This is a genomic window from Nocardia sp. bgisy118 (assembly GCF_057708605.1).
Genome location: NZ_JBYISM010000015.1, coordinates 172,582 through 187,810, shown reverse-complemented (window position 1 = coordinate 187,810; position 15,229 = coordinate 172,582). Strand labels below are relative to the sequence as shown.

13 protein-coding genes are annotated in these 15,229 nt (G+C 69.4%); 7 read left to right on the top strand and 6 right to left on the bottom strand.

The features are described from left to right. Positions 1-91: 91 nt before the first annotated feature. The 4 genes from AC3EO7_RS20040 to AC3EO7_RS20025 form a co-directional block, all read right to left on the bottom strand. Complete coding sequence (locus AC3EO7_RS20040) at positions 92-757, bottom strand: ATP-dependent Clp protease proteolytic subunit (RefSeq protein WP_067787453.1); 666 nt, start codon at positions 755-757, stop codon at positions 92-94. Positions 758-828: 71 nt separating this feature from the next. Next, positions 829-1,416: an ATP-dependent Clp protease proteolytic subunit gene (locus tag AC3EO7_RS20035; RefSeq protein WP_431962662.1), complete on the bottom strand. Its 588-nt coding sequence runs from the start codon at positions 1,414-1,416 to the stop codon at positions 829-831. Between the two features lie 328 nt (positions 1,417-1,744). Beyond that, complete coding sequence (gene tig / locus AC3EO7_RS20030) at positions 1,745-3,109, bottom strand: trigger factor (protein ID WP_431962660.1); 1,365 nt, start codon at positions 3,107-3,109, stop codon at positions 1,745-1,747. 152 nt (positions 3,110-3,261) lie between these two features. Further along, positions 3,262-3,813, bottom strand: coding sequence for an FKBP-type peptidyl-prolyl cis-trans isomerase (locus AC3EO7_RS20025; protein WP_435592051.1), 552 nt, complete (start codon positions 3,811-3,813; stop codon positions 3,262-3,264). A 133-nt stretch (positions 3,814-3,946) separates the two neighbouring features. On the opposite strand from AC3EO7_RS20025, the gene AC3EO7_RS20020 reads away from it, so the two are divergent. The 4 genes from AC3EO7_RS20020 (at position 3,947) to AC3EO7_RS20005 (ending at position 12,774) form a co-directional block, all read left to right on the top strand. Continuing rightward, positions 3,947-6,415, top strand: a complete 2,469-nt coding sequence (locus AC3EO7_RS20020) for a phosphoketolase family protein (protein WP_435592050.1) — start codon at positions 3,947-3,949, stop codon at positions 6,413-6,415. A gap of 132 nt (positions 6,416-6,547) precedes the next feature. Further along, positions 6,548-8,272 carry a 3' terminal RNA ribose 2'-O-methyltransferase Hen1 gene (locus AC3EO7_RS20015; RefSeq protein ID WP_435592049.1) on the top strand — a complete coding sequence of 575 codons (1,725 nt, stop codon included), beginning with the start codon at positions 6,548-6,550 and terminating at the stop codon, positions 8,270-8,272. Continuing rightward, positions 8,269-10,944: a polynucleotide kinase-phosphatase gene (locus AC3EO7_RS20010; RefSeq protein ID WP_435592048.1), complete on the top strand. Its 2,676-nt coding sequence runs from the start codon at positions 8,269-8,271 to the stop codon at positions 10,942-10,944. The genes AC3EO7_RS20015 and AC3EO7_RS20010 overlap by 4 nt, the downstream gene beginning before the upstream one ends. Positions 10,945-11,526: 582 nt before the next feature. Further along, positions 11,527-12,774, top strand: a complete 1,248-nt coding sequence (locus AC3EO7_RS20005; protein WP_435592047.1) for a serine hydrolase domain-containing protein — start codon at positions 11,527-11,529, stop codon at positions 12,772-12,774. Positions 12,775-12,783: 9 nt separating this feature from the next. Here AC3EO7_RS20005 and AC3EO7_RS20000 read toward each other — a convergent pair whose 3' ends face one another. Continuing rightward, positions 12,784-13,176, bottom strand: coding sequence for a DUF1801 domain-containing protein (locus AC3EO7_RS20000; protein WP_431962648.1), 393 nt, complete (start codon positions 13,174-13,176; stop codon positions 12,784-12,786). A 192-nt stretch (positions 13,177-13,368) separates the two neighbouring features. On the opposite strand from AC3EO7_RS20000, the gene AC3EO7_RS19995 reads away from it, so the two are divergent. Genes AC3EO7_RS19995 through AC3EO7_RS19985 form a run of 3 tightly spaced genes read left to right on the top strand, consistent with a single transcriptional unit; the run spans position 13,369 to position 15,034 of the window. Then, on the top strand, positions 13,369-13,737 hold the full coding sequence (locus AC3EO7_RS19995) for a hypothetical protein (protein WP_431962646.1): 369 nt from the start codon (positions 13,369-13,371) through the stop codon (positions 13,735-13,737). Further along, positions 13,734-14,318 (top strand): hypothetical protein, encoded by a 585-nt coding sequence (locus AC3EO7_RS19990; protein ID WP_435592046.1) that lies wholly within the window; start codon positions 13,734-13,736, stop codon positions 14,316-14,318. The genes AC3EO7_RS19995 and AC3EO7_RS19990 overlap by 4 nt, the downstream gene beginning before the upstream one ends. After that, complete coding sequence (locus tag AC3EO7_RS19985) at positions 14,315-15,034, top strand: ESX secretion-associated protein EspG (RefSeq protein ID WP_431962642.1); 720 nt, start codon at positions 14,315-14,317, stop codon at positions 15,032-15,034. The genes AC3EO7_RS19990 and AC3EO7_RS19985 overlap by 4 nt, the downstream gene beginning before the upstream one ends. A gap of 25 nt (positions 15,035-15,059) precedes the next feature. Here the strand turns inward: AC3EO7_RS19985 and AC3EO7_RS19980 are convergent, their stop codons facing one another. After that, the gene (locus tag AC3EO7_RS19980) at positions 15,060-15,218 is read right to left on the bottom strand and encodes a hypothetical protein (RefSeq protein ID WP_431962640.1); all 159 of its coding nucleotides are present in this window, start codon (positions 15,216-15,218) and stop codon (positions 15,060-15,062) included. Positions 15,219-15,229 lie beyond the last annotated feature (11 nt).

The window sequence follows — 15,229 nt, the reverse complement described above, 5'->3', positions numbered from 1 at the left end:
GGGTGTTCTGCCGCCACCCCCCCCGGCCGGATTCGCCTGACGCACAGCAACTTGCGAGCGATCGCCGGACTCGGCGCCGCCCGCGAGCGTCTTACTTCTGCGCGCTGAGCTTGCGGTAGTCGAACACCGTGTCGATGATCCCGTACTCCTTGGCCTCCTCGGCCGTCAGGATCTTGTCGCGGTCGGTGTCCTTGCGGATGGTGTCCGCGTCCTTGCCGGTGTGCCGCGCCAGCGTGGTCTCCATCAGGCGGCGCATGCGCTCGATCTCGGCGGCCTGGATCTCCAGGTCCGAGACCTGACCCTGGATGCCGCCCTCCAGCGAAGGCTGGTGGATCAGCACGCGGGCGTTGGGCAGGCAGGCACGCTTGCCGGGGGTGCCCGCGGCGAGCAGCACGGCCGCGGCGGAGGCCGCCTGGCCGAGGCAGACCGTGGCCACGTCGGCGCGCACGTACTGCATGGTGTCGTAGATGGCCATCAGCGAGGTGAACGAACCACCCGGCGAGTTGATGTACATCGTGATGTCGCGGTCGGGATCCAGCGATTCCAGCACCAGCAGCTGCGCCATGATGTCGTTCGCCGAGGCGTCGTCGACCTGCACGCCGAGGAAGATGATGCGCTCCTCGAACAGCTTGTTGTACGGGTTGGACTCCTTGACACCGAAGCTCGAGTGCTCGATGAACGAAGGCAGAATGTAGCGCGACTGCGGCGAGGCAGGCGCGATGCCGGAGAGGCCGGCGCGTGGGTCGATCAGAGCCATTTCGTCTCCAAAGTCTGTGTGTTCAACGACGGTTCACTGACGGCGCGGGCCGGAACCGGTCCGGCCGCCGCTCACTTGGCTAAGCCATTGGCCTGGTTGGCGTGGCTGATCACGTGGTCGATGAACCCGTACTCGAGGGCATCCTTCGCCGTGAACCAGCGGTCGCGGTCGGCGTCGGCGGTGACCTGCTCCACCGGCCTGCCGGTGTGCAGCGCCTGGAGCTCGTTGAGCTCGCGCTTGGTGTGGGCGAACTGCTCGGCCATGATCGCGATGTCGGCCGCGGAACCGCCGATGCCCGCCGAGGGCTGGTGCATCATGATGCGCGCGTGCGGCAGGGCGTAGCGCTTGCCCTTGGTGCCCGCGGTCAGCAGGAACTGGCCCATCGATGCCGCCAGGCCCAGGCCGTAGGTGGCGATGTCGCACTCGGACAACTGCATGGTGTCGTAGATGGCCATGCCCGCGGTCACCGAGCCACCGGGCGAGTTGATGTAGAGCGAGATGTCCTTGGTCGGATCCTCCGCCGTGAGCAGCAGGATCTGCGCGCACAGCTTGTTCGCGATGTCGTCGTCGACCTGGGTGCCGAGGAAGATGATGCGCTCCCGCAGCAGGCGCTCGTAGACCGAATCACTGAGGTTGAGACCAGCAGTCGCGGATGTCATGACCCCTGCCTGGTTGTTTGTCACGGATACCTGCCTTCTCTTCTCACCGGCTTGTCACTGAAAGCTAAACAGCGCTGAGTGCCACACAGCCATCACTGGTTCGTCTGTCACAAACATTAACGAAGCAGGGCGGCACCGAACTCCCGGTACCGCCCTTTCTTCGCTCACAGCGCAACTTCGCTGGCGCTCAGCCGCGCTGTGCGCGAGGGCGCGCTGCGATTCTGGTTCACTCGCTCCGCTCCCTCACTGCGCAACTTCGCTGGCGCTCAGCCACGCTGTGCGCCCACGAAACCACACGGCCGTAATATGCCGCTGGTGTTCCACGGATTTACTCGGCGCTCTCCGCGCCCTCGGCCTCGTCAGCGGAATCCGCAGGCGCGCCGAACATTTCGGCGGTGTCCACGGCGTTGCCCTCGGAATCGGTGACCTTCACCTTGCCGACGACACCGGCGAGCGCCTTGCCGCGGCGCACGTCGGCGAACACGGCGCCGAGCTGGCCGGCCTGCTGCACCTGCTGGATGAACTGCTCCGGCGACAGGCCGTAGCGCTGCGACTGGAACAGGATCCGCTCGGTGAGCTCCTCCTGGCCGACCTGGGTGTTCTCCGCCTCGGCGATGGCGTCCAGCAGCAGCTGGGTCTTCACCGACTTCTCGGCGGCTTCCTTGGTGTCCTTGTCGAACTCCTCGCGGCTGGAGCCCTGCGCCTCGAGCGCCTCGGCCAGCTTGTCCTCGTCGTGGTCGAAGCCGTGCACGGCGTCGTGCAGCACGGCGTCGATCTCGGCCTGCACGACCTTCTCCGGCAGCGGAATCTCGGTCGTCTCCAGCAAGGTCTCCAGGACCTTGTCGCGGATCTCGCCCGCCTGCTGCACCTTCTTGACCCGCTCGACGCGGCTCTTCAGGTCTTCCTTGAGCTCGTCGAGGGTGTCGAACTCGGAAGCGAGCTGAGCGAACTCGTCGTCGGCCTCGGGCAGCTCGCGCTGCTTCACCGACTGCACCGTCACGGTGATGACGGCTTCCTTGCCCGCGTGCTCGCCCGCGACCAGCGTGGAGGCGAACTCCTTCGACTCACCGGCGGAGAGGCCGATGATCGCCTCGTCGAGGCCCTCGATGAGCTGGCCGGAGCCGACCTCGTGGGACAGGCCGCTGGTGGCGGCGTCGGCCACCTCCTGGCCGTCCACGGTGGCGGCGAGATCGATGGAGACGAAGTCGCCGTTCTCGACCGCGCGCTCCACGCCGGTCAGGGTGCCGAAGCGCTGGCGCAGCGAGGTGAGCTGCTCCTCGATGTCCTCGTCGCCGATGCTGAACGCGTCGACGGTGACCTCGATGTCCTCGTAGGTCGGCAGGTCGATCTCGGGGCGCACGTCGACCTCGGCGGTGAAGGCGAGCTCCTGACCGTCCTCGATCTTGGTGATCTCGATGTCGGGCTGGCCGATGACCTTCACCTCGGAAGTGGTGACGGCCTCGCTGTAGCGGCCGGGCAGCACGTCGTTGACGACCTGCTCGAGGACGGCGCCGCGGCCGAGGCGGGCTTCGAGGAGCTTCGCGGGGGCCTTGCCCGGGCGGAAGCCGGGGATGCGGACCTGCTTGGCGAGAGCCTTGTAGGCGCGGTCGAAGTCCGGCTTCAGTTCCTCGAAGGGCACCTCGACATTGATCCGGACCCGGGTCGGGCTCAGCTGCTCGACGGTGCTCTTCACGGACATGCTCCTTGGTTCGGTGTTCGTTCGGGTTGAGGCGCGACTCCCAGCGGGGTGCGCGTACGCATCCCTGCCAGGGTAGTTGACCGGCCTGTGCGGCCTGCAATCGGTCACGGTGCGGCGCACCCCTGCCGCGCCCCGACCGGCCGGGTTCAGTTGCCGACGCCGACCGCGTCGGTGACGAAGACCAGCGTCTCGTTGGGCTTGATGCCGCCGCTGCCCGCGCCGTAGCCCAGGTTCGGCGGGATGATCAGCAGCCTGCGCGCGCCCTGTTGAACACCGACGAGACCCTGATCCCAGCCGGGGATGACCTCCCCCGCGCCGAGGTTCAGCTGGAAGGGCTTGCCGCGGTCGAACGAGCTGTCCAGCTTCTTCTTGTCCGACCAGGTCACCAGCACGTAGTTCATGGTGAGCGGCTGGTCGGCTACCGCGCCGGGACCGCTGCCCTCGACCAGGTCCTTGACGACCAGTTTCGTGGGCGGGTCGCAGTCGCCGGGAATGGTCACGATCGGCGTCTGGCCGAAGCCGCCGGTCACCCCGATGTCCTCGGCGGTGCATTCCCGGTCGTGCTTCGCCTGGCCGACGGCGCCGGTGGTGGCCGTCGCGGTGGCGGCGGTGTCCTTGTCGTCGGAGCCGCAGGCGGCCAGCGTGAACGCGGCCGCGGCGATGGCGCCGACACCGATGATCCTGCCGAGTGTGTGCATGCGGCGGACCCTAGACCACCGGACGCCCGCGCGCCCAGCGACGCTTTCCCGTCGTGTCGCGGTGTCGCCGCACGGAAACGGGTAATGCCGCCGGTGAGGCGGATTTCCCAGCGAGCGTGAGGAGAGTCGGCGAATGACCAAGATGGCCAGTCCCGGGGGCGACACCTCGGCGGACAATGTCGGCGCGCAGGGAGGCGTCTCCATCGCGCCCCGGCCCTATCGACTGGACGAGGCGCCCGGCCCGCTGGATCGCGCGGAGCTGACCGCGATCGACGCCTGGTGGCGCGCGGCGAACTACCTCTCCGTCGGCCAGATCTATCTGATGCGGAACCCGCTGCTGCGCGAAGCGCTGCTGCCCGAGCACATCAAGCCACGGCTGCTCGGCCATTTCGGCACGGTGCCAGGGCTGAATCTGGTCTGGGTGCACGCCAATCGGGCGATCCGCCTGCGCGCGCTCAACGCGGTGTTCGTCGCGGGGCCCGGGCACGGCGGGCCGGGCCCGAACGCGTGCGCCTGGCTGGAGGGCACCTATTCCGAGCTGTACAGCCACATTCCGCGCGATGCCGAGGGAATGGGTTCGCTGTTCGCCCAGTTCTCCTTTCCCGGCGGTGTGCCGAGTCACTGCGCGCCCGAGACGCCCGGCTCCTTCCACGAGGGCGGCGAACTGGGCTATTCCCTGCTGCACGCGTACGGCGCGGCGCTGGACAATCCGGACCTGACCGTGTTCTGCGTGGTGGGCGACGGCGAGGCCGAGACCGGCCCGCTCGCGGCGAGCTGGCACGCGAACAAGTTCCTCAACCCGGGCCGCGACGGCGCGGTGCTGCCGATACTGGCCCTCAACCAGTACAAGATCGCCAACCCGACCATCCTCGCGAGGATTCCGGAGAACGAGCTGGTGGAACTGCTGCGCGGCTGCGGCTACCAGCCGGTCGTCGTCGCGGGCGACGACCCGGCGACCGTGCACCAGGCGATGGCCCGCGCGATGGACGGTTGCCTCGACCGGATCGAGCGGATCCAGCAGGCCGCCAGGTCGGGCGCCAACGGCGGACCGGTCAGCTGGCCGATGATCGTCTTGCGCACCCCGAAGGGCTGGACTTGTCCACCGGTCGTCGACGGCGAACCCGTCGAGGGCACCTTCCGGGCGCACCAGGTACCGCTGCCCGCCGCCCGCGGCAACGATTCACACCGCCAGGTGCTGGAGCAATGGCTGCGTTCCTACCGGCCGGAGGAACTGTTCGACGCCGAGGGTCACCCGGCGCCGGAACTGCTCGAACTAGTGCCCGAGGGCGATCGGCGGATGAGCGCGAACCCGGTGGCCAACGGCGGCATGCTCGTTCGCGATCTACGCCTGCCGGACTGGCGCGATTTCGGCGTCGAGGTGGCCAGGCCCGGCGGCACGAAACACGAGGCCACCCGCGTGCTCGGCGGCTGGCTGCGCGAGGTGACCCGCCGCAATCCGCACAACTTCCTGACGTTCGCCCCGGACGAGCTGGCCAGCAACCGGCTCCAGGACATCCTCGAGGTGACCGGACGCGACTGGCAGGCCGAGATCGGCGAGTACGACGTCGCGCTCGACCGCACCGGCCGGGTGATCGAGGTGCTCTCCGAGCACATGTGCCAGGGCCTGCTGGAGGGGTATCTACTGACCGGCAGGCACGGCGTGTTCACCTGCTACGAGGCCTTCATCCACATCGTCGACGCGATGTTCAACCAGCACGCCAAGTGGCTGGACGCCAGCGCGGCGGTGCCGTGGCGGCGGCCCATCGCCAGCCTGAACTACCTGCTGTCCTCGCACGTCTGGCGGCAGGACCACAACGGGTTCACCCACCAGGACCCCGGTTTCCTCGACGTGGTGCTGAACAAGAAGCCCGAGATCGTGCGGGTGTACCTGCCGCCGGATGCCAACACGCTGCTCTCGGTGTACGACCACTGCCTGCGCTCGCGGCACTACGTCAACGTGGTGGTGGCGGGCAAGCAGCCGCAGGAGGACTGGCTGTCCGTCCCCGACGCGGCGGTGCACTGCGCACGCGGCGTGGGCATCTGGGACTGGGCGGGCAACAACGACACCGTGGGCAGCACACCGGATGTCGTGCTGGCGTGCGCAGGCGACGTGCCGACGCTGGAGACGCTCGCCGCCGCGGCGATCCTGCGTGACCGGTTGCCGGACTTGCGGGTTCGCGTGATCAACATCGTCGACCTGATGCGGCTGCTGCCCGCCGACGCCCATCCGCACGGCCTGCCGGACAGCGAGTTCGACACCCTGTTCACCAGGGATCGTCCGGTGATCTTCGCCTTCCACGGCTATCCCTGGCTGGTGCACAGGCTGACCTACCGACGCACCAACCACGCGGAGATGCACGTCCGCGGGTATCAAGAAGAGGGCACCACCACAACGCCTTTCGACATGGTGATGCTCAACGACCTGGATCGCTACCACCTCGTGATGGATGTGATCGATCGGGTACCCGACCTGCGTGAGAAGGCCGCTGGGCTGCGTCAGGAGATGGTCGACGCCCGCTGGCGGGCCCGCGCGTGGACCAGGGCGAACGGCACCGATATCCCCTGCGTCGCGGAGTGGGCCTGGCCCGAACCCGGTCTCTGAGGATCGCACGACATCGGCCGCCGCAACCAGTTGTCCACAGGGCGGCGGCCGATCATTTTGTGCCATATGGAAATACGCGGCACCTGTGGAAACTTCCTTGCGGGTGCCGGGCGGGTCGGCGACGATCGCAGCATGCTGTTGACGATCACCTGCACGCGACCCGAAGGCGCGGCCTGGCCCGCGACCGATCTCGGATTCTTGCTGCACAAGAACCCCGAGCGGGTGCAGGCGTTCGAGCAGTCGTACGGCACCGCACACGTGGTGTATCCGGAGGCGGATCCGGCGCGCTGCACGGCGGCCTTGGTCCTGGAGGTGGACCCGATCCGCCTGGTGCGCGGACGTTCCCGTGGCACACCGGATTTCAGCCTCGGTCAGTACGTCAACGACCGGCCGTACGCGGCGTCGTCGCTGCTGTCGGTCGCGATCGGCGCGGTGTTCCGCACGGCGCTGCACGGGCAGTGCAAGGCCCGCCCCGAACTCGCGCTCGCCGCACTGCCGTTGCGCATCGAACTGCCCGCGGTGCCGTGCAAAGGCGGGGCCGAGGTCGCCGAGCGGGTCTTCGAGCCGCTCGGCTGGACCGTGTCGACCACACCGATCCCCCTCGACCCGGCCTTCCCGGAGTGGGGCGATTCGCACTACCTGCGTCTGGCGCTGACCGGCGAGATCCGGCTCGCCGACGCCCTGTCGCACCTCTACGTTCTGCTGCCGGTCCTCGACGGCGCCAAGCACTATTGGATGGCCGCCGACGAGGTCGACAAGCTCATCCGCGCCGGCGGCGGCTGGTTGGCCGAGCACCCCGAACGCGGGTGGATCACCCGGCGCTATCTGGCCCGCCGTCAGTCGCTGGTACGCACGGCGCTGGCGCGCCTGGCGGAGATCGATGAGACGGATCCGGACGAACTCGGCGCGGAGGAGGACTATGTCGAGGCCGAGAACGGGGTGGGCGACATCACTTCCGGATCGCCGGTCGACGCACCGGCGAGCGGGACGCACGGCGCGGACGCCGCCGATTCACCAGATAGTCTCACGATTTCGGCGCGCTCCTCCGGTTCACCAGACGACGACACACCGGTGCGGACCGACGCACTCGTCGGACCCGACGCCGATGAGGCCGACGGGAGCGGCCACTCGCCCGGCGCGCCTGCCGCCGATGCGATGACGCCCGAGCACGGCGCCGGTCCGGACAGCGACGAAGCGGTAGGCCGGGCGCCGTCCCTGGCCGTGCAGCGGCGGGCCGCCGTGCTCGCCGCGTTGGGGGATGTCGGCGCGCGACGGGTACTCGATCTCGGCTGCGGCGAGGGCGCGCTGCTGCGAGAGTTGCTGGCTGACCGGATGTTCACCGAGATCGTCGGCGTCGACGTGTCGATGCGGGCGCTGCACATCGCCAAGCGCAAGCTGCGGGTCGACCGGATGCCGGAGCGCGTCGCGGGCAGGCTCACCCTGCTCCAGGGCTCGCTCACCTACACCGACGCGCGACTGCGCGGCTACGACGCCGCGGTGCTGATGGAGGTGATCGAGCACGTCGACCCGCCTCGGCTCGGTGCGCTGGAGCACGCTGTATTCGCCACGGCCGCACCGCGTTCCGTCGTGGTGACGACGCCGAACTCGGAATACAACACGGCCTACGAGAGCCTGCCCGCGGGCAAGTTCCGCCACGACGACCACCGTTTCGAATGGACTCGGGCGGAATTCACCTCCTGGGCGACCGGCGTCGCGCAGCGCAACGGATACCACGTTCAGCTGCGGCCCGTCGGCGCCGAGCATCCCGAGTTCGGTGCGCCCACCCAGCTCGCACTGTTCACCAAGACCGAAGCACCCGGGCCCACCGGCGAGGACACGAAAGCAGCCGCGCGATGACCGAACTGTCCGTCCCCGAGCTCTCGCTCGTCGTCCTGATCGGCAGCACCGGCTCGGGCAAATCCACGTTCGCGCGCAGGCACTTCCCGCACACGGCCATCGTCTCGTCGGACGCCTGCCGCGGCATCGTCAGCGACGACGAGAACGACCAGTCGGCCACGCCGGAAGCGTTCGCGCTGCTGCACCACATCGCGGGCATCCGGCTGCGCCGCGGGCTGCGCACGGTGATCGACGCCACGAATGTGCAGCCGCGAGCGCGTCAGGAACTCGTCGCGGTGGCGCGCGCCCACGATGTGCTGCCGGTGGCGATCGTGCTCGATGTGCCGGATTCGGTATGTCTGGAACGTAATTCGCTGCGGCCGGATCGGTCGCATCTCGCGGCGCACGTGGTGCATCGCCAGCAGCGCGAGCTGCGCCGCGGCCTGCGCGGGCTGGAGCGCGAGGGCTTCCGCAAGGTGTACGTGTTGCGCGGGGTCGAGGAGATCGACGGCGCGACCCTCGTCGACGAGAAGGCGTGGAACGACAAGCGCGAGCTCACCGGCCCGTTCGACGTGATCGGCGACGTGCACGGTTGCCGCGCCGAATTGGAGACGCTGCTCGGCGAGCTCGGGTACGCGGTGGAACGCGACGCGGCCGGACGCGCGGTCGGCGCCCGTCATCCGCACGGACGCACCGCGGTGTTCGTCGGCGACCTGGTGGACCGCGGACCCGATACCCCCGGCGTCCTGCGGTTGGCGATGGGCATGGTCGGCGCGGGAACGGCGTTGTGCGTCACCGGTAATCACGAGAACAAGCTGGTGCGCGCCCTTACCGGGAAGAAGGTCAAGGTCGCGCACGGTCTCGCCGAATCGCTGAACCAGCTCGAGGCCGAGGACGAGGACTTCCGCAAGGCGGCGCTCGACTTCTGCCGCGGACTGCTCAGTCACTACGTGCTCGACGGCGGCAATCTCGTCGTCGCGCACGCGGGACTGAAGGAGGAGTACCAGGGACGCGCGTCCGGCCGCGTTCGCGCGTTCGCCATGTACGGCGAAACCACCGGGGAGACCGACGAATACGGCTTTCCGGTGCGCTACCCGTGGGCGCAGGACTATCGCGGCCGGGCCACCGTGCTGTACGGGCACACGCCGATGACCGAGCTGCGCTGGGTGAACAACACACTCTGCCTGGACACCGGCGTGGTGTTCGGCGGGCGCCTCACCGCCCTGCGCTATCCCGAGCGCGAGCCGGTTTCGGTTCCGGCCGAACAGGTTTGGTACGAGCCGACACGTCCGCTTGCCCCCGCCGAGGCGACCGAGGCCGTGGCGCACCGCGATCCCGGAGTGCTGGATCTCGACGACGTGATCGGCCGCCGCGTCGTGCACACGCGCAGCCACGGCCGCATCGGCGTACAAGAGGAGAACGCGGGAGCGGCGCTCGAAGTGATGAGCCGCTTCGCCATCGATCCCCGCTGGCTGGTGTACCTGCCGCCGACGATGTCGCCGTGCGCGACCTCGTCGCTGGACGGCTACCTCGAGCACCCGGCCGAGGCCTTCGCCTACTACCGCGGCGAAGGTGTGGACCGCGTGGTGTGCGAGGAGAAGCACATGGGCTCGCGCGCCGTTGTTCTGGTGACCCGCTCGGCCGCGGCCGCGCGGGACCGTTTCGGCGTCGAGGACGACGGTACGGGCGCGATCTACACGCGCACCGGCCGACCGTTCTTCGACGATCCCGCGGTGACGGAAAGCTTGCTGGCGCGCATCCGTGCGGCTGCCGAGGTCGCCGGGTTGTTCGAGGAGCTGCGCAGCGAATGGCTGTTGCTCGACGCGGAGCTGCTGCCGTGGTCGGCCAAGGCAATCGGCCTGTTGCGCTCCCAGTACGCGGCGGTCGGCGCCGCCGCCAATGCCGCGCTCGTCGGCGCCGAGGCGGTGTTCAGCGCGGTCGCCGCACGCGGCCACGACGTCACCGAGCTGGCCGAGCGCACCGCGGGACGACGCGCCGACGCCGCGGCCTTCACCGCCGCCTACGGCCGCTACTGCTGGACGACCGACGGCCTGGCCGGGCTGCGCCTCGCGCCGTTCCAGCTGCTGGCCACGGAAGGCGTCAACCACGCGACCCGTGATCACGCCTGGCACCTGGCCGTGATCGATCGCTTGGTCGCCGCGGATTCGGACCTGTTCACACCGACGCGCCGGATGGTGGTGGACCTCGCGGATCCCGACGGCGAAGCCATCGCGACCGCATGGTGGACCGAACTCACTACCGCAGGCGGCGAAGGGATGGTCGTGAAGCCGCTCGATTCCCTGGTCCGGAGCCGCTCGGTCGACCGCCCTGGCGCCGACGCGCCCGGGGAGCGCGGTCCGGATGCCGACGGAACCGGTCCGGCACCGGATGCTTCGGGGCCGGGCAGCGCCGCTACTCGGGGCGAGTCCACGCGTCTCGTCCAGCCGGGTGTGAAATGCCGTGGACCCGAATACCTTCGGATCGTCTACGGACCGGAGTACCTACGCGAACCGAACCTGCGTCGTCTGCGTACCCGCGGCCTCGGGCGCAAACGGTCGATGGCGCTGCGCGAGTACGCGCTCGGGCTGGAGGCGCTGGACCGTTTCGTCGCGGGCGAGCCGCTGTGGCGGGTGCACGAGGCGGTGTTCGCGGTGCTGGCCCTCGAATCGGAACCCGTGGACCCGCGCCTGTGAACGGCGGCCCCGGCGCGCGGCCCGGATGGGAAGGTCTGCCGGGACCCGCAACCGCGGCCTCAGCGGCACGAACATCGGGGTGCACGGCCATGTGGCGATGGCCAGCGCGTGGCCTCGGCGGCACGAACATCGAGGTGCGCGGCCGTGTAGCGACGGTCGGCGCGCGACCTCGGCGACACGAACAATGGGCCACGCGGACGTGCGGCGATCGCCACCCGCAGGGGCGCGGCGCCGTCCGATCCCACCGCTGGTTCAGGCCGTCGGGGCGCACACGAACGTCCAGAGGGCTTCCGGCCCGTGCTTGCAAGTTCGTCGGCGCCTCGGGCTTCGGCCGACGATGCTTGCCGCATCGCGGCTTCTGTTGATCATCGCAGGTCAGAGACGGTGCCATCGGCGAGACGAGCGCGCAACGAGAAGCGCTGAGGTGTCCCATGGTTCACGCGGGGTACTCCCCATTCAGCGGGAACGACCATTGCGGGCGCTCCGTGACGGCCGTTACATTTGCTAGCAAGGCGCTTGCAAGAGTAAGCGCAGGCGTGCGCGGCTCGATCGCGCGGAGCCGACAGACAAAGGAGTCTGACCATGCCTGCTGCCAGCACACACGGCCCTGGGTACGAGGACGCCGACGCACGGACGATGCTGATCGATGACCGCTTCACCGGGCTGGCCGCGAAATTCTTCGGCATGTTCCGCCGCAGGAACCAGGGCGGCGGCGCACTCGCGGTCTATTTGGACGGCAAACCGGTGCTCGACGTGTGGGCCGGCTGGGCGGACAGCGACCGTCGCTGGCGGGCCGACTCCATGTCGCTGTCGTATTCCACCGGCAAGGGCGTGGCGGCGACCGTCGCCCATCGGCTCGTCGACCGCGGGCTGCTCGACCTGGATGCCCCGGTGGGCGACTACTGGCCCGATTTCGCGTCCAACGGCAAGGCCGACATCACGCTGCGCGAGGTGCTGAACCATCGCGCGGGTCTGCAGCGCATCCGCGGCCTGCTGCCCGACCCGCGTGACCTGCTGAACCACGACGCGGTCGCGGCCGCGATGGCGGCTTCCGCGCCGGATCCGTTGCGGCTGCGCGCCTCCGGATATCACGCCATCACCTTCGGCACCCTGGTGGCCGAGATCGCCCAGCGCGCGACAGGTCGCGACTTCACCGACCTGGTCCGGTCGGAACTCGCCGGACCGCTGGGCGAGCGCGACTTCTTCTTCGGCGTCCCCGAACGCGAGCGGCCTCGGGTGGCCAAGCTCGCGCCGCGACTCGGCATCGCCAGGGTCCCGCTCGATCGCCTGATCGCGCCGTTCGCGCCGCTGCAACTGATGTACGCCGCCCGCGGCGCGTTCTACGACGGCTGGGCCGACATGTCGCTCGGCACCCACCCCTACGACGCGATGATGCCCGGATGGAACGGCGTGTTCACCGCCCGCGCGCTGGCCAAGATGTACGGCGCGATCGCCAACGACGGCATGGTGGACGGCCGACGGCTGCTGCGCGCCGAGTCGACCCGCCGCATCGCGGAGATGCCGCCGAACAGCCGTTACGACTACGTACTCGGCGCGCCGCCGCACTTCGCACTCGGTTACCACCGCGCCATTGTCGGCCCGCGCGTCACGCGAAGGGCGTTGGGCCACTTCGGGATCGGCGGATCCGGCGGGATGGCGTTCCCCGGGCTCGGCCTGTCCGTCGCCTTCGTCACCAATCACCTCGGCAACCACGCCATGTCGGTCGGCGACGCGCGCCTGCCGATGCTGGCCGCTCGTGCCGAGCGCATCGCCCGCACCGCCCGCGGCCGAGATCCCATTCCGGCCGAGCCGGAGGCTGCGGCCAGCTGAGCGGAAAGGTCAGCGGCCCTTCAGTTTTCGCCAGCCGCCCGCGCGATTGTCGGCGATGATCCGGCGAAACATGGCCGACAGCGCGCGGGCGTTGACGGTCTCGCCTTCACGAATCGCGACCGTCCGCGCGGTCTTGTTGTCGTGCCCGCCGGTGATGATGCCCTCGGGATCGGGGACGATGCCGCCGTCGTAGAGGAACACGTTGACGTGCGTCTTCGCGGCGAGCAGCGCGCAGATATTGCCGTCGAGCACGAAGTACGGCTGGACGGTGCGCTTGACGGTCTCCTGAACCTCCGGATCCGCGGCGTGCACCAGATCGCGGACCTCGCGGCAGATCGCCCGCTGCCAGTCGGGTAGTGCGTCGATGTAGGCATCGACACGTGGGTCGGCTACATAGGACATGTGCCGATCGTGGCACAGATACCGGTCCGTCGACAGGCTCTCGGCGCACCGATGACCCGGCACAGCACCTCGCCGACGGTGTTGTGCGATCGATGAACCCAGCGCCATTCGGCGGAAACGCACGGTCGGGCGCTGATAGGCTGCTGTGCTCGACGACCGTCGTGCCGAGCGACAGCTAGGGGGCCGAATCCAGTGCAACCGGAACAGGCACGGGCCGCCGGACTGTTCGACGCCGCGCTGACCGGCGAACTGCGCATGTCGGAGCAGACGGCGCTGCGACTCGCCTCCGCCTGCGACGCGCTCCTGGACGGATTGCGGCAGCTACGCACGACCGACCTCGCCGAGGTGAACGGCTTTCCCGAGCTACCCTCCGGTATCGCGCTCGCTCGCGGCTTCGCCACCAAGGGAAGGGAATTCGCGGATACGCTGACCGCGCTCCAAGAGGCGACGCTGCGCTACAAAGCCGGATACCTGGCGGCCGGACACTTGGTGTCCGAGGCCGACGCCGCCCACCGCGCGGCGCTGGAACTGGCCGCCGACCGCTTGGACGACGGCGCATGAACAGCGCGCCCGACCGCGTCGATGCGGCGACCGACCCGCCGTACGTCACCGATCGGGAGTCCTTCGACGCCTACACCCATCGTGAGATCTGGGAACTCGTGCACGAGGCGCTGCGTCCCGCCGAACTCGGCCGCGTCGCCGAGGGCTGGCAGGCGGGCGCCGAGGCGCTCGACGAGTTGTTCACGGCATTCGCGGCCGCGGTGCGCCACGAATTCGCGGACTGGCACGGTGAGGCGGCAGCAGCCGCCCGCGAATCGACCGAACATTTCCTCCGCGCCGGCGCGGCCGTCCGCGACGTGTGTGCCGAACTGCACCGGCTGATGGAGGCGAATTCCGCGGCGGCGCAGGCGATCCGCGACGCCATCGCGCCGCCGCCCGAACCCTACGCGCCGAATCCCGACCCGGTGCTGGAGGCCATCGAGGGCGGGCCGCGCAAGATGGCGCACGACATCGCCGCCGCCGAGGCGCTCGCCGACGCCCAGGACACCCTGACCTTCGGCTACAACTCGACCCTGGTGGCGTCCGGCGACGCCGTGCCCGTCTTCGGCAGGCCCGATCCGAGCGGCGAGGCCGCGCTGTGAGGTGGGTCTTCACGCCGGACGAGTTCACCTACGTGTGGTCGGCGGAGACCGGTCTCGACCGTCGCCCCTACCCCATCAACATGGCTCACCGCGGCACGGTCCGCAGCGAGAACGATTGGGACAAGCTCAAACTCGCCGAACGCTTCGCGCCCAACGCCGACCCCGACCTGACCGGCGCGCTCACCCTCTGCGCCCGCGGCGACGTCACCACCATCACGGTCTCCGGCGACCGGTACGCGCGGGACGGGCGGACCGACGAACCCATCCTCGCTTTCGGCGCCGCCCACCTGGTGTGGGGCACTGCGATCGTCGCCGGCCCTTGCGACGTCACCGTGATCGCTTGCCACGCAAAGAAAGTCGCGCAGCACTTGGTGGCGGCTATGGGCTCCGCGCCAGCGGGCAAGCTCGCCCCGATGCGGGAACCACGGGAAGCCGTCCTCTACGACGACCCCAATCACTGGCAGCAGCAGTCCGAGGACGCGCTGCGCGCCGCCGCCCTGCGCCAGACGCTGCACCGGCCGATCGACGCCCGCGGCTTCATCACCGTCACCGTCGCACCGGAAGACCCGATGTCGCCACCGACCCGCCACCGCACCTGGCTGGACTTCACCGACGACGGACGCTACCTGCTGACCACCAGCACCGATCTCACACTGGCCCCCGTCACCCAACCCGCCCTCGCCGGCCACCTGACGCGGTTGGCCGCCATCCGCTGAGGGCGGATCGCGCGCCGCGTGCGGCTCAGGAGTCGCCGATTCCGAGGTCTTCTCGTGCTTGGCCGAGGAAGGACGCCAGGAACTCTTGGACCCCGGTGATCATCCGGTCGATCTCGGTGATCAGCGCGGGGCCGTCTTGGCGCAGGCCCTCATCGCTCCCACCGGGCCCGCCGAAGTTTCGCACGTTGAATACTT